The sequence below is a fragment of the Embleya sp. AB8 genome (genome assembly GCF_049739465.1).
GTDB lineage: Bacteria > Actinomycetota > Actinomycetes > Streptomycetales > Streptomycetaceae > Embleya.
Genome location: NZ_JBMHHY010000049.1, coordinates 17,474 through 38,264 on the forward strand (window position 1 = coordinate 17,474; position 20,791 = coordinate 38,264).

16 protein-coding genes are annotated in these 20,791 nt (G+C 72.9%); 8 read left to right on the forward strand and 8 right to left on the reverse strand.

Annotated features, from left to right (window positions below; translation table 11 throughout):
- Positions 1-8: 8 nt before the first annotated feature.
- Entirely contained in the window at positions 9-671 is a 663-nt protein-coding gene (locus ABIA38_RS43370) for an NUDIX domain-containing protein (RefSeq protein ID WP_424644549.1), read from the forward strand.
- Here ABIA38_RS43370 and ABIA38_RS43375 read toward each other — a convergent pair.
- On the reverse strand, positions 619-1,587 hold the full coding sequence (locus ABIA38_RS43375) for an aminoglycoside phosphotransferase family protein (RefSeq protein ID WP_424644550.1): 969 nt from the start codon (positions 1,585-1,587) through the stop codon (positions 619-621). The two genes, ABIA38_RS43370 and ABIA38_RS43375, sit on opposite strands and share 53 nt — an antisense overlap.
- A 179-nt stretch (positions 1,588-1,766) precedes the next feature.
- A complete protein-coding gene (locus ABIA38_RS43380) occupies positions 1,767-2,231 on the reverse strand; it encodes a hypothetical protein (protein WP_424644551.1) in 465 nt (154 codons plus the stop codon).
- A 296-nt stretch (positions 2,232-2,527) separates the two neighbouring features.
- Between ABIA38_RS43380 and ABIA38_RS43385 the strand changes: the two genes are divergently transcribed.
- Positions 2,528-3,478, forward strand: a complete 951-nt coding sequence (locus ABIA38_RS43385) for an NAD-dependent epimerase/dehydratase family protein (RefSeq protein WP_424644552.1) — start codon at positions 2,528-2,530, stop codon at positions 3,476-3,478.
- Between the two features lie 128 nt (positions 3,479-3,606).
- Here the strand turns inward: ABIA38_RS43385 and ABIA38_RS43390 are convergent, their stop codons facing one another.
- Together ABIA38_RS43390 and ABIA38_RS43395 are read right to left on the reverse strand one after the other, a co-directional pair.
- A complete protein-coding gene (locus ABIA38_RS43390) occupies positions 3,607-4,239 on the reverse strand; it encodes a class F sortase (RefSeq protein ID WP_424644553.1) in 633 nt (210 codons plus the stop codon).
- Between the two features lie 115 nt (positions 4,240-4,354).
- Positions 4,355-5,035, reverse strand: coding sequence for a hypothetical protein (locus ABIA38_RS43395; protein WP_424644554.1), 681 nt, complete (start codon positions 5,033-5,035; stop codon positions 4,355-4,357).
- A 318-nt stretch (positions 5,036-5,353) separates the two neighbouring features.
- On the opposite strand from ABIA38_RS43395, the gene ABIA38_RS43400 reads away from it, so the two are divergent.
- From ABIA38_RS43400 to ABIA38_RS43410, 3 genes are all read left to right on the forward strand, one after another.
- Positions 5,354-7,957 (forward strand): SpoIIE family protein phosphatase, encoded by a 2,604-nt coding sequence (locus tag ABIA38_RS43400; protein ID WP_424644555.1) that lies wholly within the window; start codon positions 5,354-5,356, stop codon positions 7,955-7,957.
- Positions 7,958-8,065: 108 nt separating this feature from the next.
- The gene (locus ABIA38_RS43405; protein WP_424644556.1) at positions 8,066-10,234 is read left to right on the forward strand and encodes a SpoIIE family protein phosphatase; all 2,169 of its coding nucleotides are present in this window, start codon (positions 8,066-8,068) and stop codon (positions 10,232-10,234) included.
- A gap of 39 nt (positions 10,235-10,273) precedes the next feature.
- Entirely contained in the window at positions 10,274-11,062 is a 789-nt protein-coding gene (locus tag ABIA38_RS43410; RefSeq protein ID WP_424644557.1) for an IclR family transcriptional regulator, read from the forward strand.
- Positions 11,063-11,232: 170 nt separating this feature from the next.
- Here the strand turns inward: ABIA38_RS43410 and ABIA38_RS43415 are convergent, their stop codons facing one another.
- Positions 11,233-12,702 (reverse strand): alpha/beta hydrolase, encoded by a 1,470-nt coding sequence (locus ABIA38_RS43415; protein ID WP_424644558.1) that lies wholly within the window; start codon positions 12,700-12,702, stop codon positions 11,233-11,235.
- Between the two features lie 1,029 nt (positions 12,703-13,731).
- Here ABIA38_RS43415 and fusA point away from each other — a divergent pair.
- Positions 13,732-15,855, forward strand: a complete 2,124-nt coding sequence (gene fusA, locus ABIA38_RS43420) for an elongation factor G (protein ID WP_424644559.1) — start codon at positions 13,732-13,734, stop codon at positions 15,853-15,855.
- Between the two features lie 143 nt (positions 15,856-15,998).
- Here fusA and ABIA38_RS43425 read toward each other — a convergent pair whose 3' ends face one another.
- A complete protein-coding gene (locus ABIA38_RS43425) occupies positions 15,999-16,664 on the reverse strand; it encodes a response regulator (protein ID WP_424644573.1) in 666 nt (221 codons plus the stop codon).
- Positions 16,665-16,767: 103 nt separating this feature from the next.
- Positions 16,768-17,808 (reverse strand): sensor histidine kinase, encoded by a 1,041-nt coding sequence (locus ABIA38_RS43430; RefSeq protein ID WP_424644560.1) that lies wholly within the window; start codon positions 17,806-17,808, stop codon positions 16,768-16,770.
- Between the two features lie 157 nt (positions 17,809-17,965).
- On the opposite strand from ABIA38_RS43430, the gene ABIA38_RS43435 reads away from it, so the two are divergent.
- On the forward strand, positions 17,966-18,637 hold the full coding sequence (locus ABIA38_RS43435) for a DUF2306 domain-containing protein (protein WP_424644561.1): 672 nt from the start codon (positions 17,966-17,968) through the stop codon (positions 18,635-18,637).
- Positions 18,638-18,729: 92 nt separating this feature from the next.
- A complete protein-coding gene (locus tag ABIA38_RS43440; RefSeq protein WP_424644562.1) occupies positions 18,730-20,517 on the forward strand; it encodes a histidinol-phosphatase in 1,788 nt (595 codons plus the stop codon).
- Between the two features lie 47 nt (positions 20,518-20,564).
- Here ABIA38_RS43440 and ABIA38_RS43445 read toward each other — a convergent pair whose 3' ends face one another.
- On the reverse strand, positions 20,565-20,738 hold the full coding sequence (locus ABIA38_RS43445) for a hypothetical protein (protein ID WP_424644563.1): 174 nt from the start codon (positions 20,736-20,738) through the stop codon (positions 20,565-20,567).
- Positions 20,739-20,791 lie beyond the last annotated feature (53 nt).

Here is a 20,791-nt window from a genome sequence, read left to right on the forward strand (position 1 = left end):
ACCACCCGATGACCGAGGGCATCGACATCCCCGACCGGCGCGGCCGGACCGGTCTGGATCGTTACGGCCGCGACCTGACCGGCAACCCGAGGGTGCGGATCCGCGACGTCGAGGTGCTGTCCTGCGACTGGTACGTGCTGCGCAAGACCACGTTCGACTTCCGGCACGCCGACGGCCATTGGAGCCGTGAGCAGCGGGAGAACTACGATCGGGGCGACGGCGCGACGATCCTGCTCTACGCCGCCGAGCCCCGAACGGTACTGCTGACCCGCCAGTTCCGGCTGCCCGCCTACGTCAACGGCCATCCCGACGGACTCCTGATCGAGACCGCCGCCGGGCTGCTCGACGGGGACAGCCCCGAGGAGGCGATCCGCCGTGAGGCGGCCGAGGAGACCGGGCATGTGGTCGGGAAACCCGAGCACGTCTTCGACGTCTACATGAGCCCCGGTTCGGTCACCGAACGGGTGCACTTCTTCGCCGCCCCCTACGACCCGGGCACCGCCGCCACGGCCGGCGGCGGGATCGCCGCCGAGGGGGAGGACATCACCGTCCTCGAACTGTCGTTCGCCGAGGCGCTCGCGATGATCCGGGACGGCCGGATCGCCGACGCCAAGACGATCATGCTGCTGCAATGGGCGGCCCTGGACGGCCCGTTCCGAGCACCTCGGTAAGCAGCACGTCGGCGAGGGCGACCTGGGCGACATCGAGCGCGGCGTTGCCGTCCTCGATGTCCCACAGCGCGTTCTGCAGGATGCGGCCCAGCGTCCAGCCGGCGGCCCGCTGCCGGTCCAGGTCGAGCACCTCGGTCAGTTGGTCGAAGCGGCGCAACACCGTGCGGGTCACCCCGCCCGGGACCACCACCTCGGCCCAGCGGCTGTCCAGCGCGGGCCACAGGTCGAACCCCGGGTCGCCGGCCAGCGGTTCGGGGTCGATGGCCGGCCAGGGTTCGCGGGTGCCGGCCAGGATGTTGCCGTGGTGCAGGTCCCAGTGCAGCAGTCGGTCGCCGGGTTCGCCGATCAGCTCGGCCACGACGGACGCGCAGGTGCGCAGCAGCCGGCGATCGGCCGGATCGCGCAGCGCCGGTGCGGCGGCGGGGACCCGGTCGAGCATGGCCGAGGCGATGTCGGCCAGGTGCCGCAGCCCCACCGGGGCGGGTACGGCGACCAGCCGTGCCAGCAGCTCGGCCAGAATGCCGGTGGCGGCGGTGTCGTCGGTCAGCGATGACAACGGCCGGGCGGCGTCGAGCCGTTCCAGCAACACCGTGCCGGTGTCCGGGTCGTGGTCGAGCAGGCCGACCACGCCGTGGCCCTGCCAGGCGCGCAGCCCGAGTACGGTGCCGGCGTTGTCCTCGGTGGCCTGCTGGAGGCGCAACACCGCCGGGGTGCCGTCCGCGCGGGTCACCGGCACCACCAGGGCGGCCATGCCGTGTCCGGCGGCGCCGTCCGGTCGCAGCGCCCAGCGGTCCAGGAAGTCGGCGGCCTGTCGGGGCAGTTCGGCGAGCCAGGCACGGGCGGCCGGGCCGTTGCCGCCGTAGGAGGCGACAAGTTTGTCGGGTACGTGAAGGTGAGCAGGGTGGGACGCAGGCATCTGAGGTGTCTCCTTCGTGGGATCCGGTCCGGTTCGGGTCCGGTTCGGGTCCGGTTCGGGTCCGGCTCGGGTCCGGCTCGGGTCCGATTTCGGTCCGATTCCGGCCCGGTTCGGGTTCGACTCGGGTGCGAAGGAGAGTGTGGTGGCGCCCGGCCGCAGGGCCGCCGGCGGCGCGAGGGTCAACCCACGTCGCGCAACATGCGGCCGGCGAAGATATCGCTCACGTGTCCGCGCAGGTGCGCCCACACCGCGACGGAGCACGGGAATTCGCTGTCCCGGTAGGCGATGAAGACGGTCTCCTCGCGCCGGAACAGGCCGTGTTCGGCGTCCTGTGGCTCCGGCCAGTCGCGCACCACCGCGCGGGCGTGGTCGGCGTCGACGCAGCGCAGCGGGACCACGGCGAGTCGGTCGTACGCGCTGGGCACGGTGTGCGCGATGACCTGGACGTCGCTCATGTGCCGACCGAAGGCCCGCAGATGGTCGCCGCGTCCCCACGGCCGGTTCGACGCCCAGGTGCCGCACGAGCAACTCGCGCGGGTGGCGACGAAGCCGAGGGCGGTGTGGTCGCCGGGGTAGGGAGTGAACTCGATCCGGTGCCGGTCGAGACGAACCAGTGGGTCCTGGGTGTAGTTCGGCATGCTCATGTGGGGTTCCCCCGAGGTGAGGTCGCGTGGTATGGCACGAGCGTAGGCAAGCCCTCCGACAAGGGCGACCGGATTTTCCCGGACCACGCCGATCCGGCCGGCGCGCCACGCCCCCGGGCGGCCTCCCGCGCGACGCGCCGACCACGCCCTGCTCGACTCCGCAGTGCCCGGGGCCGGTAGCGTGACAGCGCTCCTGCCGCCGTAGCCGTAGCCGTAGCCGTAGCCGTAGCCGTAGCCACAGTTCACCCTCGCCCGGCCCGGATCGTGTTCCGCCGGGAACGATCTCGGGAGTTCGCATGTCCACCGCGTCCGATCTGCATGTGGTCCTCGGCGCCGGCGGTGCGGTCGGCCGCACCCTCGTCGACGAACTGCGCTCCCGCGGGCATCGGGTGCGCGCGGTCAATCGCGGCGGCGGACTCGAACTGCCGGACGGTGTCGAGGCGATGCGCGCCGATGTCGGCACGCCCGAGGGGGCGGGCACCGCGTGTGCCGGCGCCGCCGCCGTCTACCACTGCGCGGCACCGGCCTACACCCGCTGGCCGGCCGAGTTCCCGGCGCTGACCGAGGCGATCCGCCGGGGCGCGGCGGCGGCCGGAGCCAAGCTGGTGCTCGCGGACAACCTCTACATGTACGGCCCGGTCGACGCGCCGATGACCGAGGATCTGCCCTACGCGGCGACCAACCCCAAGGGCCGGGTCCGCGCCGAGATGGCCCGGTCGTTGCCGGCCGCACACGAGGCCGGCGAGGTGCGGGTGGCGATCGGCCGGGCGTCCGACTACTTCGGTCCGCGCGGGGCGAACAGCGTGGTGGGCGAGACCGTGTTCGGCGCCGCCGTGCGCGGCAAGGTCGTTCGCTGGGTGGGGCCGCTGGACCAGCCGCACTCGTTCAGCTATCTGCCGGACTTCGCCCGGGGGTTGGCGCTGCTCGGCGAGGACGCGCGCGCGGACGGGGGGGCCTGGCACATCCCCACCGCCGAGCCGATCACCGGCCGGCGCTTCCTCGACCTGGTGTTCGCCGAGCTCGGCCGGCCGGACCGGTCGGCCGCCGTGAGCCGCACCATGCAGCGGGTGCTGGGCCTGGTGAACCCGACGGTTCGCGCGCTCGGCGAGACCTGGTATCAGCGCGACCGCCCGTTCGTGGTCGACGCCACCGCGTTCACCGACACCTTCGGCCTGCTCCCGGCCACCCCGCACCCCGAGGCGATCGCGGCCACCCTGGCCTGGTTCGGCACCGCGCAGCGCGGCTGAGCCGGGGCCCGCCACCGGGCACCGCCGGACCGAGCCCGGACCCGCCGCCGGCCGCCCGCGCCGATCCCGCCCCGCGCGGCGGCGGGTGCGGGTCGGTGGCGCGGACGGCCGGGGAGTCGGCGGGCGACCTATCGAATCGCCTGCCGGGTGTTGGTCAGATGCGCGAAGACGACCACGTTCGCCGCGTATCCGGTCTTCTTGTCGTAGCGCCCCCCGCAGGTGATCACCCGTAGTTCCGCCGCCCGGGTGGGGCCGTAGACCAGCTCGTCCGGGAAGGCGTTCTTCGGGTAGGACCGGACCGCGTCGATCGTGAAGACCGCCGTCTGCCGGTCCCGCCGCTGTACCTCGATGCGATCGCCCACCCGCAGCAGGCCGAGCTTGAAGAACACGGCCGGGCCGGAGCGGGTGTCCGCGTGGCCGACCGTGACCGCGTTGCCCCGGGCCCCCGGGGCGACGCCGTCGCGATACCAGCCGACCAGGTTCCGGTTGTCCACCGGCGGCGGGCTCAGCCGCCGGTCCGGACCCGTACCGAGCCCGCTCATCGGCGCGTTCACCCCGATCGAGGGGATCCGGATCCTGGTCGGCACCGACGCCGACAGCGGAATGGCGTCCACCCGATTCGGCGCGTCGTTGGGGACCGCGGCGTGCGTCGCGGCCGAGGCCGCGACGGGGGCCGGCGGTCGCTCGACGTCGCCGTCCCCGGACCCGTCCCGGACCAGCCACAGTCCGGTGAGCAGCGCCAGCGCCGTCGCCCCGGCCACCAGCGGGCCGGAGCGACGCCGGCGCCGCGCCCGGGGTGGGCGCGGCGGACCGGGCGGGCGGGGCGGCGGGTGCCGGGGACGGGGCGGGATCCCCGGGCGCGGCGCCGGCGGAGGCTCAGGACGAGGCATCGCCCGCGGCACGGCGACGACGCATGAGGTAGTAGCCGAAGCCGCCGAGCGCCGCACCCGCGACCGCCACACCGGCCGTCACCTCACCCGCGTCGACGTGCGAACTCCCGCCGCCACCACCGGCATTCACGCTGCCCGCCGGACGCCCGCCGGTCGTACCGCCGGTGGTGCCGCCGGTCGAACCGCTCGTGGTGCCGCCGGTGGTACCACCCGTCGTACCGCCGGTCGTACCGCCGTTGGAGCAGTCGACCGTGAACAACTTCTGCTTGCCGAGCCCGACCTCGCCGACGAAGGTCCACACCAGCTTGTACTGGCCGTTGGGCAGCGAGAGGGTCGCGGTGGCCCCGATCCCGTTCAGCAGGTTGATGCTGCCGCCCAGCGTCGCGCCGTCGAGCGTGGGCGGTTGCGGAACGATCGTGTAGGTGACCAGTTGGAGCGTGTCGAAGCCGAGGGCCGACAGATTGAACTTGCAGACCGTGGTGTCGTCCTTGTCGCTGTTCGGCGACGTGGTGGTCAGGTGGATCTTGATGTCGCCGTTGTCTCCCGGCGCCGCCGGCAGCGCCTGCGCGACGCCGGTGCCGGCCATCGAGGCGGCACCCAGCGCGAGCGCTGCGAAGATCGGCCGCCGGAAGCGGGAGGGCGAACTGTGGCACGGATTTGGGGTCACGATGGGCACTCCACGAAGAGGGCGGGCGACATTGGTCGCATCACCTGAAGATGGGACATTCAGACCGTGACCGGCCGCGCGGCCGAGACTGTGCCGACACGCGACGACTCGTTATGTTTTCACCTGAATGTCGGAATAATGCTCTCGGCAACCCGCCCCTGGCCCGCGCGCCCGGAACTCCGGCGGGTCGGCGGCGCACGGCCGGTTTGACATCGGCCCCGAGCGGGCTTACTCCGAAACCATGTGCACGCAAGCAACGGAGCGGGCGCCGCGTCGCACGGTACGAGGAAGCATCGACCGCGGACGCGGGTGTCGCCGATGACCGGGACCACCCCGGGGCCCGAGTCCGACCCCTGTCGGGCGCAACATTCGCAGGCGCGGGCACCGGCGGGGGCACGGAACGGAGCCGACACCGACACCGACGCCGCCGAGCTCGACGCGGTCCTGGCCGACTGCGCGGCGTGTCTGGACGCCGCGGTCCGGGCCACCGGCGCCCACGCCGGCGTGGTCTACCTGCGCTCCCCCGACCGCCGCTCGCTGGTGTTGGCCAAGGTCGCCGGGCTGGCCGTGTCGCTGCTCGGCCCGTGGAGCCGGGTCCCGGTGACCGGCGCGCTGCCCGCCCCGGAGGCGTATCGCACCGGGCGCACCGTCTTCGTCGCCGACGACGGCGACGCGATGCGCCGCTTCCCGCAGCTGGCCCTGGGCACCCCGTACGCCTACGCGTCCGCATCCGCGCCGGTCCGCGCCGGCGCCGAGGTGTTCGGCGCGATGTCGCTGATCTGGCCCGCCTCCCCCGGCCCCGGCCTGCCCGGTGCCCGCCGGCGTCGGTTGCGGGCGGCGGCGCTGCGCCTGGGCAACGCCCTCGGCGCGCGGGCCGGGCGCGGCGTGGAGGTCGCCTACGACGGCCCGCCCACGGTGACCCTGCTGCCGGAGACCACGCTCCCGCTGATCCGGGTCGGTCTCTTCGACTGGAACGTGGCCACCGGCGACTTCGACGCCGACGACGAGTTGTGCGACCTGTTCGGGGTGGATCCGGCCGGGTTCGACAAACGTGCGGCCACGCTGGCCGCCCGGGTGGTCTCCGGCGGCGGGCGGGAGTTCCGCGAGGCGGCGCACCGGGCGGTGCAGACCGGCCGGGTACTGGCCTGGCGGCTCCAGGTGATCGGCCCGGACGGTGGTCGCCGGCCGCTGGAGGTGTGGGGCCGGGTCCCCGACGACGACGCGGGCGGCCGGTCGCGGCATCTGGTCGGCGCGGTGTTGGACCTGGGCGTGGGGGCCGCCGCGGCGGAGGCGGTGGAGCGGTTGCGGGACGGGCTGTTCGCGCTCGACCCCGAGGGCCGGATCACCTACGCCAGCCGGCATCTGGCCGACCTGCTCGACGTGCGGCCCGAGGATGTGATCGGCCGGACCCCGTGGGCCGCGCTGCCGTGGCTGGCCGACCCCTCCTACGAGGACCGCTACCGGGCCGCGATGCTCTCCCAGCGGCCCGCCTCGTTCCTGGCCCGCACCCCGCGCGATCGCTGGTTGGCCTTCTCGCTGTATCCGGACCCGTACGGCCTCACCGGCAAGGTGGTCCCGGTCGGTCCCCCGCCGGACGCGCCCGATCGGGCGACGCCCGCCGGCGCCGCGCGGGCCGCCGCCGGGGCCGCCGACGCGGTCGCGGACCTCCCCGTCGACGCCGCCCCGCCTCGACTCGGGGCGATCTACCACGTGTTGCAGATGGCCGGCGCGCTCACCGAGGCGGTCTCCGTCGGCGAGGTGTGCGAGGTGGTCGGCGACCAGATCCTGCCCGCGTTCGGCGGCCGGGAGTTGGCCGTCTACATCGTCCGCGCCGGCCACTTCCACCTGGCCCACCAGAGCGGCTACCCCGAGGGGTTCCTGGACCGGTTCGAGGGGGTGTCGCTGGATGCCTCGCTGCCCGGCGTCGAGGCGCTCACCCGCGGTGTGCCGATCTTCTTCGAGTCGCCGGAGGAACTGTCCTCGGCCTACCCGGGGATCCCGCTCGACGAGATGTCCTCGTGGGCGTTCCTCCCGCTGATCGCCTCGGACCGGCCGGTGGGCAGCTGCATTCTCGGCTTCGTGCCACGGCACGTGTTCACCGCCGAGGAACGTTCGGTGCTCACCGCGCTCAGCGGCCTGATCGCCCAGGCGCTGGAGCGGGCCCGGCTCTACGACGCGGAATTCACCCTCGCCCGCGGCCTCCAGGACGCGTTGTTGCCGCATCGCCTGCCGAACCTGCCCGGCCTGGAGGTGGTGGCCCGCTATCTGGCCGGCACCCAGGGCATGGAGATCGGCGGCGACTGGTACGACGTGATCGACACCGGGCGCGCGGTGGCCCTGGTGATCGGCGACGTCGAGGGCCACAGCGTGGCTGCGGCCGGCACGATGGGGCAACTGCGGAGCGCGGTACGGGCGTTCGCCGCCAGCGGGCAGCGGCCCGACGAGGTGGTGCGGGGTACCAACCGGCTCCTTGCCGACCTGGACCCGGGCCTGTTCGCGAGTTGCCTCTACCTCGAACTCGACCCGGCCACCGGCGTCGCCGAGGCGGTCCGGGCCGGCCATGTGCCTCCGCTGCTGCGCGGACCGGACGGGCGTACCCGGGTGCTCGACCTGGCCGGCGGCACCCTGCTCGGGGTGGACCGGGACGCCGAGTATCCGGTGACCCGGCTGGCCGTGCCGCCCGGCGCGGTGCTCGCGCTGTACACCGACGGCCTCGTCGAGGACGCCGGCGCCGACCTGGACCGGGGCATCGACCGGATGCGCGCGTCGTTGTCCGGCACCGCGGACGCGAGCCTGGCCGAGCTGGCCGACCGGATGTTGCGCGACGCGGGGCGACTGGCCGAGCGGGCCGACGACGTGGCCCTGCTGCTGACCCGCCGGTCGCCGCCCGCACCCGACGCGCCGCCGGCCGCTCCGCCCTGAGCGGCCGGCCCGCGCGCGGCGGCCGATTCACGGCCCGTGGTCGATCTGCGCCGGGCGGCAAACGCGCGACCATGGAAAGAGGCGAAAAGAGGAGGACAGGAGGGCTCGATGGGCACACCCGAGGACGCCGGCGCCGCCGGCGCCGGAGACGCCGCGTCCGCCGTGCCGTGGGGCGCGGATCGGGCGCTGCTCGACCACCTGCTCAACCGGGCGCCCATCGGCATGGCCGTGGTCGATCGTGAGCTGCGCTGCGTGTGGCTCAACGACCAGCTCGAACGCAACGGCGGCGTCCCGCGCGAACGGCGCCTGGGCCGGCGGCTCAGCGAGGTGTTGCCCGGGCTGCCCGCCGACACCATCGAGACGCTGATGCGCGAGGTTCTGGAGACCGGGACGCCGCTGATCGACCACGAGTACCAGGGCCGCACCGCGAGCGACCCGGAACACGTGCACGCCTACTCGACCTCCTTCTTCCGGCTGGAGGACACCGACGGGACCCCCGCCGGGGTCTGCTACCTGGTGATCGACGTGACCGATCGGTGGCGGGCCCGGCAGCGGCTCGCGCTGCTCAGCGACATCGGCGCGCGGATCGGCACCACCCTCGACGTCGCGCGCACCGCGCAGGAACTCGCCGACGTCGCCGTGCCCGACCTGGCCGACTTCGTCGCGGTCGACCTGCTCGAGCCGGTACTCGGCGGCGTCGAACCCGCACCCGGCCCGGTCCGCCGGGACAACCCCGAACTGATCCGACTCGGCCAGCGCTCGGTGCGCGAGGGCCGCAGCGGCGGCAACGGCGACGACCTGGTGGAGTCGATCGCCCGGATCGGCGAGCGGGCCCCGGTGGCCCCCAACTCCCCCGGGGCGCGCTGCCTGGTCGACGGCAAGGCGGTACTCGAACCGGTCCTGGATCCGGCGATCCTGCCCTGGCTGGCCCAGGACAAGGTCTCCACCGAGCGCTCGCGTACGGTCGGCCTGCACTCGCTGATGGTGGTCCCGATCCGGGCCCGCGGCACCATCCTGGGCGTGGCGCACTTCTTCCGCCGGGACACCCCCGACCCGTTCGAGGGCGACGACCTGATCCTGGCCGAGGAGTTCGTCTCCCGGGCCGCGGTGTGCATCGACAACGCGCGGCGCTTCACCCACGAACACGCCGCCGCGCTGGCCCTGCAACGCAGCCTGCTGCCGCACGGGCTGCCCCGGCAGACCGCGGTCGAGGTGGCCAGCCGCTACCTGCCCGCCGACGACCGGGCCGGGGTCGGCGGCGACTGGTTCGACGTGATCCCGCTGTCCGGCGCCCGGGTCGCGCTCGTGGTCGGCGACGTGGCCGGGCACGGCACGCATGCCGCGGCGACGATGGGCCGGCTGCGCGCGTCCGTACACACCCTGGCCGACCTGGACATGCCACCCGACGAGCTGCTCGCCCACCTGGACGACCTGGTCATCCGGTTCGTCGACGAGGAAGGCACGGGCGAGGGCGGCGTGGACACCACCGCGCTGGGCGCGAGCTGCCTGTACGCGGTCTACGACCCGGTCAGTCGGCTGTGCACGGTGGCCCGCGCCGGACATCCGCCGCCGGCCCTGGTCCGGCCCGGCGGCACGGTGGAATTCCTCGACCTGCCCGCCGGGCCGCCGCTCGGCCTGGGCGGGCTGCCGTTCGAATCGGCCGAGTTCGAACTGCCCGAGGGCAGCCTGCTGGTGCTGTACACGGACGGTCTGGTCGAGGCGCGCGATCGGGACGTGGAGTCGGGGATGAACCGGCTCAGCGCCTCGCTGGCCGACCCGGACCGGCCGCTGGACGAGTTGTGCCGGTCCGTACTGGGCATCCTGCCGCGCAACCCGCCGGCCGACGACGTCGCGCTCCTGATCGCCCGCACCCGAACCCTCGACTCGTCGAAGGTGGTGTCCTGGGACCTGCCCGCCGACCCCGCGTTCGTCGCCGAGGCGCGCACGCTGGCCGGCCGGCAGCTCGCCGAATGGGGCCTGGACGACCTCGCGTTCACCACCGAGCTGGTGGTCAGCGAATTGATCACGAACGCGATCCGCTACGCCTCCGGGCCGATCCGGCTGCGGCTGATCCGCGACGCCACGCTGATCTGCGAGGTCTCCGACGCGACCAGCACCAGCCCGCGGATGCGCCACGCGCGCACCTCGGACGAGGGCGGGCGCGGGTTGTTCCTGGTCGCCCAGTTCACCCAGCGCTGGGGCACCCGGTACACGGCGGAGGGCAAGACGATCTGGGCGGAGCAGGTGCTGCCGGCGGTTCCGGCCACGACGCAGTGACCCGGGGGTGGGCCGGCCGCCCCTGATAGCGTTCATCGCGTGTCAGGCGTGTCGGGAGGGTCGGGCGGCTCGGGAACCACCCAGGGTCAGGGATATCGCGGGCGCAACTCCACGGCGGACCGGGCCCTCGACATCCTGCTGCTGTTCGACGACGACCGACTCGCGCTGTCCGCGACCGGAGTCGCCGAGCATCTGGGCGTGGCCCGTTCCACGGCGTACCGCTACCTGCAGAGCCTGACCGCCAACGGCTTCCTGGAGGAGAACGACGGCGGCTCCGGCTTTCGGCTGGGCTCACGCGTACTGGACCTGGCCCGCCTGGCCCGCAAGGGTGTGGGGTTGTCCGAGCTGGCCCGGCCGGTGATGCGCGAGCTGGTACACGCGGTGGGCCAGCCGGTGTTGCTCACCCGGCGGGCCGGGGACACGATCGTCTGCCTCGAACGTGAGGAGGCCCGGCACACACTGCGCGTGTCCTACGAACGCGGCCAGGTGTTGCCGATCAACGCGGGCGCCGCCGCACTCACCCTGCTGGCCTGGACCCCGGCCGCCGAACTCGACCACCTGGTGGCCGGTTTCGCCAACCCGGACGACCTGCGCGGCCAACTGGCCGAGATCCGCGCCCGGGGCTACGCGGTGGCCCGAGGCGAACCGGACCCGGACGTCCTGGCCATCGCCGCCCCGGTACACCGCGAGGACGGCGCGGTCATCGCCGCGATCGGCATCGCCGCGTTGTCCCACCGAGTCCCCGACGAACAACTCCCCAACTACGCGGCGGCGGTACGCACGGCCGCCACCGAACTCACCACCCGCGTCACGCGGATGGGCCTGTAAGCGGGCCACCCCACCACCGAGCGCACGCGGGAGCACCGGTCGCGACGGAGCCGACCCCAGCCCCGCCCGCGCGGCCGGCCGCACCGGTTCCGCCGGAGGTCCCTCCCGGCGGAATCGGCAGCGGTCGGCGGGTCCGTCGGTGCGGCGGCCGGACCGGAGGTCGTATCGGATCAATCGGGCGCGCAGTGCGTGTTCGGCGCGGGAGCGATGGTGTCGATCAGGTAGCGGTCGGTCAGCGCCGCCGCGCACCGGCTCTTGTCGTAGACCAGGTGTCCCCAGCCCTCGGCGGTGACCAGGGTCGCGCTCGGGATCTGCCGGGCCGCGTGCTCCGCCCAGGACAGCGGGGTCTGCGGGTCGTGTCGGTTGTTGACCAGCAGGATCGGCGTCGTGGCCGGAATGCGGTAGGGCCGCGGCGGGTTGGTGACCGGCATCGGTCGGCCCAGACAGTACGTCATCGCGTCCCATGCCTGGACCGAGTGGCGCATGTGCGGAGCGATGGCCTTCGAGCGCCGATCCATCGCGGCGAGCGCGCCGGCGTCGGCGAAGTCAAGGCGCAGGTCGGTACAGAGCACCGCCTGTGAGGTGCGCCTGTCCAGGTCGGGCACGCGCGGGGGCGGCGGGGCCGGCAGCGGCGGCGACGCGTCCAGCGCCGCGAGCAGGTCGGCGACCCGATTTCGGGTGACGGTGAGCGTGTCGGTCGGCGCGTGTCGCAGGTAGGACATCCTGCCCTGGACGATCGTCAGCAGGAACTCCGGACTCCAGCCCTGGGTGGGGTCGCCGGGGGCGTAGAGGGTGCCCGCCTCGGCGCGGGCGTACAACCGCTCGAAGAGCGCGCCGACGTCGCGACCGTACAGCGGGCAATCACCGCTGCCGGCACACCAGTTCACGAACTCCGTGAAGGAGTCCTCGACGGTCGCGGCCTGGGTGTCCATGAACCGGTCGGCGCTCAGGCTGTGATCCATGTTGCTGTCCGCGACCAGTGCGCGAACCCGATGCGGGAATGCCTCGGCGTACTGCTGCGCCATCAGCGTGCCGTAGGACACGCCCCAGAAGGTCAGTCGCGCCTCGCCGAGGGCGGCCCGGAGCGCGTCGATGTCGCGGACCACATTCAGCGTGTCGAGTCGGTCGTACAGCGGCCCCGTGCCGGCCCGGCAGCCCTGGACCAACTTGCGGTTGTCGGCCACGAATGCGGCGAAGCCGGCCGGGGTGGTGGGGTCGGCGGTCGGGCGCGGGCCGGCCTGCGGACAGTTCGGCGCGGCACTGCGACCCCAGCCACGCGGGTCGAAGCCGATCCGGTCGAAGCGGGCCTTGATCTCCGGCGAGAAGAAGTCCCGGTAGTCGGTGAGCACGTCGTCGACGCCGAGCGAGCCGGGGCCGCCGAAGTTCAGTACGAGTGAGCCGATCCGCCGGGTGGGGTCGGTCGCCTTCCGCCGGGCGAGGGCCAGGTCGAAAGTGGCACCGCGGGGCCGGGTCCAGTCGACGGGCAGTTTCACCGAACCGCAGTCGGCGGTGGGGTCCTCGGCACAGGGATGCCAGTCGATGGGTCGGGCGATCGTGCTGGACGCGGCCTCCGGGGCCGGCGGGTCGGCCCGGGCGGGCCCGGCGACCACCCCGACCCCCACGACACTCGCACAGGCCACTAACCCGGCGATTGTTGTCGACCAAATACCCTGCCGTTGCGGCGAGTTCGCCCGATCACGGGCCACTCGCGGAACTGGTATGCGCATACCGCGAGGCTAGGAAGAGCCGCCCATCGGGCGCGTCGCTCGCGCGAAGTAGGCCGCAGGTAGGAGTAGCGTCGCGCCGGCGCCACCTGCGGGTGAGCCTGCGACTACGACCGCCCGCCCGGGTGTTCGCCGCGCCCGGCCCGAATCGGGCGGGCATCGATCAGTGCGAGCGTGTCCTGCACCGAGTCGGCCGGATCCGGCAGCGGGTGGCGCACGCCGCGCACCGTGCGGGTGTCGTCCAGGAGCGGACCCGGGGAAAACCGGGTGACCGCGGGGAGGTTGGCGATCTACCTTGGTCCCATGGATGTGACGCGCAGGCAGATCGGGGCGCGGCGCCACGCGTTCGGCACCCGTCCGCGCAGCGCCGTCCGTCCGACGACGAACCGGGAGCCGTGGAAGGGCCGTTGGCCCGATCGCTCCGGATCGGCTCGCGGCTGAACCGCCGCCCGTAGGGGCGTGACGACGACCGTCGTCCCGCCTCTGGGGCGTATCTTCAAGCGCCCGCCCTGCGGTCGCAGCACCGCCGCCTCGTCGATCCGAAGGCCGCCGCCCCGCGCTGATGCGCGGACCGCGCACGCCGATTCCCATCGTACGAACCCGCGAACCCGCGAACCCGCGACGCCGCGCGCCGCGCCGGTTCGGCCCGCCGCCATGCCGGTTTCACCGGCCTGCCCCGGTGTCGTCGACCGCTGCCGTGCGCCGTGTCGGTGGGTTGACGGGGCGATGGCGCGTGCGCTGATCCCTGATCCGGCGGTCCCTCGCGCCACCGCCCGCCGGCGGGCGAAATCCGTTTGTTTCCAGTGGTGTTCACCCGCCCGCGCGGCTTCGCCGGGCGCCGGGTCGGGCACCGGGGGCGACGGATCGCGGCCCGCTGCCCGGATTCGTGGTGATTTGCCCATCCCATCGGGGACTTCGACCACCGAGAGAGAAGACCGAAGCGTCATGACCAGAACCGCACGCGATCTCGGCACCGTCCGCAACATCGGCATCATGGCCCACATCGACGCCGGCAAGACCACCACCACCGAGCGGATCCTGTTCTACACGGGTGTCTCCTACAAGATCGGCGAGGTGCACGACGGCGCCGCCACGATGGACTGGATGCCCCAGGAGCGCGATCGCGGCATCACCATCACCTCCGCCGCGATCACCTGTGACTGGACGCTCGACCACGTCGGTCACCGGATCAACATCATCGACACGCCCGGCCACGTCGATTTCACCGTCGAGGTCGAGCGCTGCCTGCGCGTCCTGGACGGCGCGGTGACCGTGTTCGACGGCGTCGCGGGTGTCGAGCCGCAGTCCGAGACGGTGTGGCGCCAGGCGGACCGCTACCGCGTACCCCGGATCTGCTTCGTCAACAAACTCGACCGCACCGGCGCCGAGTTCCACCGCTGCGTCGAGATGATCGGCGAACGCCTGGGCGCGGTAACCCTGGTCGTCCAGTTGCCGATCGGCGCCGAGGCCGCGTTCCGGGGTGTGCTGGACCTGGTCCGGATGCGCGCGCTGGTCTGGTCCGCCGAGACCGGGCTTGGCGAGGCGTACGAGGACGTGGAGATCCCGGCCGAACACCGGGCCGCCGCCGTGCAGTGGCGCGGTCGGCTGATCGAGACGGTCGCCGAGCACGACGAGGAGATGCTGGAGCTGTATCTGGCGGGCGAGGAACCCACCGAGGCGCAGTTGCACGCCGCGATCCGTCGGCTCACGATCACCTCCGGGCCGGCCGACGTCGGTCCCACCATCACTCCGGTGGTGTGCGGAACGGCCTTCAAGAACAAGGGAGTTCAACCACTGCTCGACGCCATCGTGCGCTACCTTCCGTCGCCGCTCGACGTGCCGGAGGTCGAGGGCCACGCGGTCGGGGACCCGCAGACGGTCGTCGTGCGCACACCCTCGGCCGAACAGCCGCTCGCGGCCCTGGCGTTCAAGATCGCCAGTGATCCGCACCTGGGCAGGCTGACCTTCATCCGGCTGTACTCCGGCCGGCTGGCCGGCGGCGACCAGGTGCTCAATCCGACCAGGGGCCGGCGGGAGCGCGTCGGCAAGATCTACCGAATGCACGCCAACAAACGAGAGGAGATCGCGACCGCGCGCGCCGGCGACATCGTCGCGGTGATGGGGCTGCGCCGGACCGCCACCGGAGAAACCCTGTGCGACCCGGCGGAGCCGGTGATCCTGGAGTCGATGGACTTCCCCGTCCCGGTGATCGAGGTGGCCATCGAACCCGCTTCGCAGGCCGATCAGGAGAAGCTCGGCGACGCCATCCGACGGCTGGCCGAGGAGGATCCCTCGTTCCGGGTCAAGACCGACCGGGAGACCGGGCAGACCATCGTCTCGGGCATGGGCGAACTGCACCTGGAGGTGCTGGTCGACCGGATGCGCCTCGAATTCGGCGTGGTGGCCGACGTCGGGCGCCCCCGGGTCGCCTATCGCGAGACGGTGCGCGGGACGGTGGCCGGGCACGACTTCACCTATCGCAAGCAGAACGGCGGCAAGGGCCAGTTCGCCAGGGTCCGGATCGCCGTCGAACCACTGGAGGGAGGCGGCTACGAGTTTGTGGACAAGGTCACCGGCGGGCGGAGCCCGAGGGAGTTCATCCCGTCCGTGGACGCGGGTTGCCGGGCGGCGATGGAGTTCGGCGTATTGGCCGGCTACCCGCTCACCGGACTGCGGGTCACCCTGCTCGACGGCGACTACCACGAGATCGACTCGTCCGAGTCGGCCTTCCGGATCGCCGGTTCGCTGGCCTTCAAGGAGGCCGCGCGGCTCGCCTCGCCGGCCCTGTTGGAGCCGATGATGGCGGTCGAGGTGACCACGCCCGAGGACTACCTGGGCGAGGTCATCGGCAACCTCAACGCCCGGCGGGCGCAGGTGCGTTCGATGGCCGAACGCTCCGGCGCCAAGGTGGTCGCCGCCGTGGTGCCGCTCGCGGAGATGTTCGGCTACGTGGGCGACCTACGCAGCAGAACCTCGGGCCGGGCGGGCTACACGATGGAGTTCGCCGCATACGCCCAGGTCCCACGCCACCTCGCCGAGGCGATCGTGGCCAAGGGCGGCACGGCGTAGGCCCGATCGGGGGCGCGGAGTCGTCGACTTCGCGCCCCCGGCCGGTCCGGCGGACCGGGCGGCGGGTTCGAGGTGCTCGGGACCGAGGGCGGCGCGGAGCAAGTACCGCTCGGGGGCGTCGAGTTCCCTGCCGTTGCGCCCGGTCAGTCCCGAGTGGCCGGCCGGGCGCGGTAGGCAAAACCCGTGCGGTAGGCCCAGACCACGGCCTGGGTGCGGTCGCGTACCTCCAGCTTGCCGAGGATGTGTTTGACGTGCGTCTTCACCGTCTCCACGGACAGGTGCAACGAGCGGGCGATCTCGGGGTTGGATCGGCCCGCGGCCATCCCCCGCAGTACGTCCGCCTCCCGATCGGTCAGCCGCGCCGCGCGGGTATGGTCCGGCCCGACCCGCGCGGCGTGCGACGCGAACAGCCGACGGGCCACCGCCGGCGACACCACCGCGTCGCCGGCCGCGACCGCGCGGATCGCCGCGACCAGTTCCTCGGGCGTGGCCCGCTTGAGCAAAAACCCGTCCGCCCCGGCGCCGATCGCATCGTCCACCACCTCGTCCAGATCGAACGTGGTGAGCACGAGCACGCGCGGCCGGTCCGGCCCGCCGGCGAGCAGTTCGCGGGTGGCCGAGACGCCGTCCCGGACCGGCATCCGGATGTCCATCACCACCACATCCGGCCGCAGTTCGCGCGCCACCCGCACCGCCTCGGCCCCATCCGCCGCCTCCCCCACGACGGTGATCCCGGGCTCGGCCCGCAACAACGCCTTCAGCCCACTGCGCACCAACGCGTCGTCGTCGGCGAGCAGTACGCCGATCATGGCCACCTCGGAAGCCCACTCCACACCCGACCACCTTCCACCTCGCCACCGCCCAACCGGGCTTGCCCACGCAGCCCGGCCGGGCCGGCCCGTCCACACCCGATCACGGTTGCGCCGGCAGCGTCGCGCGCACTCGGAAGCCGTCGTGGACCGGGCCGGCCTCCACCTCGCCGCCGACCCGGCGGGCCCGCTCGTGCATGTTGGCCAGGCCGCGGCCGGGTCGCTCGACCCGGAGGTGCCCGCCCTCGTTGCGGACCTCGACCACCACCGTGTCGCCCACCTGCGCCACGTCCAGGTCGATCCGGCCGGTGTCGGTGTGTCGCAACGCATTGGTCAGCGCCTCCTGGACGATCCGGTGCAGTGCCTGGGCCACGCCCTCGCTCATCCGGACCTCCCCCGTGTTCAGCCGCAACTCGCGCCCGGCGGCCCGGACCCGATCGACCAGCGCGGACAGGTCGGCGGTGGGCCGATCGGTGTGCATCACCCGGACCAGGCGATCCAGTTCGCCCAGCGCGTCCCGGCCCACGCTCTCGATATTGCCCAGCGCCTCACGCGCGAAGGTCGGGTCGGCCGCGAACACCCGGCGCCCGACCCCCGCCTGCATCACCATCACGTTGACCGAGTGCCCGATCGAATCGTGCAGTTCGCGGGCCAGCTCGCTGCGCTCCTCGGCCCGGAGCCGGGCATACTCCGCATCCGCCGCCACCCGCCGACTGTGCGCCGCCTCCCCCGCCACCGTGGCCAGCAGGAAGCACACCAGCACACCGAACACATCCGCCGCACCGACCGGCCCCCGATCCAACAACACATATCCCCCCACCGCCGCCAACTCGACCAACGCACCCACCACCCGGGCCACCCGGCCGCGCAGCGAGAAGAGGGTGAACAGGGAGATCCACGCCGGCCACTGGGTCACGGTGGTGGAGTAGCCGGCCGCCGCGTTGACCACCACCAGCGCCGACGTGGCGCACACCACCGAAACCGGCGCCACCCGACGCCAGAGCAGACACAGCGCGGACGCCAGCGCCAGGCCCAGGCCGAGGGCGTCCGCCTCCCGATAGGGCGGCCCGGCCGGGGCAAGCGCGGTCACCGAGTGCGCACCGGCCAGGAAGCCCAGGGTCAGCCAGATGTCGGATCGGCGCATGGCCCATTGTGCACGGGGCAGGGTCGGCCCGGTCCACCTCCCTCGGATGGAGAGCCCACTCCCTCGCAGGAGGGAGGTGGTACACCGGTCCCGAGGGACGAGCGCGACACCCCCTGCTGCCTAGCGTTGCCGGCATGCAACGAAAGAACGCACGGACATGACCGCTGTGCACGTGCCCGGCCCCACCCGACGCCGCACGGCCGGACTCTGGTGGCTCGCCCTCACCGCCCTGGCGATCGCCGTATTCGCCCCGCTCCCCTACCTGACCCATTCGCTCACCCAACTCGCCGACGACAACGGCGAACTGGCGGCGAACTACGCATATCGACCGCACTGGGTCCAGGCGTTCCTCTACACCCACATCGTCGCCGCCGGCCTGGCCCTGCTCCTGTCCCCCGCCCAGCTCTCCACCCGCCTGCGCGCCCGCGCCCCCCGGCTGCACCGCGGCACCGGCCGCGTCGTCCTGGCCTGCATCACCGTCGGCGGGATCGCCGGCCTGGTGATCGCCCCGGTGAACCTGGCCGGCCGGATCGGCACCGCCGGGTTCGGGATGCTCGCCGTCCTGTGGGTGACCTGTGCGTTCCTCGGCCTGCGGACGATCCGGCGCGGCGCGATCGCCGAGCACCGGCGCTGGATGTACCGGGCCTTCGCATTCACCTACGCGGCGGTGACGTTGCGCCTGTGGCTGGTCGTGCTGACCCCGCTGACCGGCGACTTCGACCGCGCGTACAAGATCGTCCCGTTCCTGTGCTGGGTGCCCAACCTGATCGTGGTCGAGCTGGTGCTGCGCTCGCACCGACACCCGAAGATCATCCCGCACGTCACGTGAACCGGGGACGGTTGTCACCCGTACGCCACCTTTGCGTCGTAGCGTCTGGCGCGGCATCCGCCCACGCCCTCCGAACGCAAGGAACCACAGAGATGGCGACCGAGGATCACATACACCGGCCCGATCAGCCCGCCCCGCAGTTGCCGGAGTGGGCCGACCCGGAGGTCACCGAGGACCGGCTCGACGCACAGGGCGTGTCCCGTCGCGGTCTGATCGGGCGGGCCGGGTTGTTCGGGGCCGGATTCCTGGGCGCCACCGCGCTCGGCTCGGTGGCCGGTGCCACCCCCGCCGCCGCGGCCGAGTCGGACGACACGATCCAGGCGAGTTCACGGCCCGGCCAGGACGGTCCGCCGGCGAAGTTCGTCTACCTGGTCGGCGACCACCACGTACACACCGTCTACAGCCACGACGCCAAGTACGGCTTCGCCCAATCCGCGGCGCAGGGACGGCAGTTCGGCCTCGACTGGATCGTCTACACGGAGCATGCCAACTTCGGCCACGCCAACGCGGGCGGCGCCGAGCGCGAGCACGCGGAGATCCTCAAGGCGCGCCAGGAGAACCCTCGGGTGCTGATCTTCCAGGGCCTGGAGTGGTACGTCCCCGCCGCCGAGCACGCCACCGTGATGGTCGCGCCGGGCAGGAACGAGGTGGAGCTGCTCCGCCAGTTCGAGCTGACCTTCGACGCCAAGCTCAACCACTTCGACGTGGGCGCCGTGGGCGACCCCAAGACCGCCGCCAACGAGGCCAAGGCGGTCGAGGCGATCCGCTGGCTCGGGCAGCGCCGCCGAGAGGGCTTCGTCGAGGACGTCCTGGTCCTGGCCAACCACCCCAGCCGGCTCGGCATCGTCTCGCCGCACGAGCTGCGCGCCTGGCAGGACGCGGACCCGTCGATCTTCCTGGGCTTCGAGGGCGCGCCAGGCTCGCAGGCCAACGCCGACCCGGCCTGGGTCAAGTACCGCGAGGGCCAGTCGGGTCCGGGTACCTTCCAGCGCGGCGAGTACCAGAACGCGCCGTCGCCGCAGAGCTGGCCGCGTTACCCGGCCGAGAGCTACCGCGTGCACGGCGGCTTCGACTGGATGACCGCGACCGTCGGCGGCATGTGGGACGCGCTGCTCGCCGAGGGCCGGATGTGGTCGGTCACCTCGAACTCGGACAACCACCGCACCATGTTCGACACGTACGCGGACGGCACCTACCCGGCGGGCAAGGGCTTCGACGACCTCGGCTCCAAGCCGCTGCCCGTGGACACCGGTGTCCCGCAGCCCGGCAGCGACTTCTGGCCCGGCCAGTTCAGCCGCACCCACGTGGGCGTCGAGCGGTTCGGCTACCGCGACGTGATGGCCGGCCTGCGGGCGGGCCGGGTGTGGGTGGACCACGGTCAGCTGCTCGACGGCCTGGACGTCTGGCTGGTCCCGGAGCACGGCCGCGCCGAGCCGGTCACCCTGGGCGGCCGACTGCCGTTGTCGGCCAACCGCGGCGCGACCCTGTACATCCGGGTCACCACCGCCAGCCGGCCCAACTACCACGGCGTGGTGCCCACCCTCGCCCACGTCGACGTGATCACCGGCACGGTCACCGGGAAGTCCCGCGACGCCGACGCGTGGCAGGCCCCGGACACCCGGGTGACCAAGCGGATCGACGTGGCCGGCCGGACCGGCACCTACACGCTGAAGGTGGAACTGCCGCGCCGGAACAAGCCGTACTACGTGCGCCTGCGCGGCAGCGACGGAAACCGGCACGGCGTGGGCCCGTTCGGCCCGAAGGTCGACCCGGCCGGCCCGATCCAGCACCCGAACAACGACGGCGACCCGTGGCGCGACATCTGGTTCTACAGCAACCCGATCTTCGTCGACGTCAAGAACAACCGCTGGGACGACTGACGAGCTGGGACGACTGACGACTGGTCGAACCCGGGCCGGGACCGGGATCAGTCCCCGGCCCGGCCCGGCTCGCTCGCCGACCGGCTTCCGGTCCGCATCAGGATCGGGCCGAGCATGTTCTTGCCCGTACCGGTGGTGCCGCGTCCCCAGTAGTGGTCGGTGGTGGTGTCCTCGACCAGCTGCCGGGTACCGGTGAGTCGGTGCGGCAGGCCGTCGGGCAACGGACGGCGTCCCCGGGCATGATGGCCCGCCGCCGGCCACGCGCGCCGGCAAA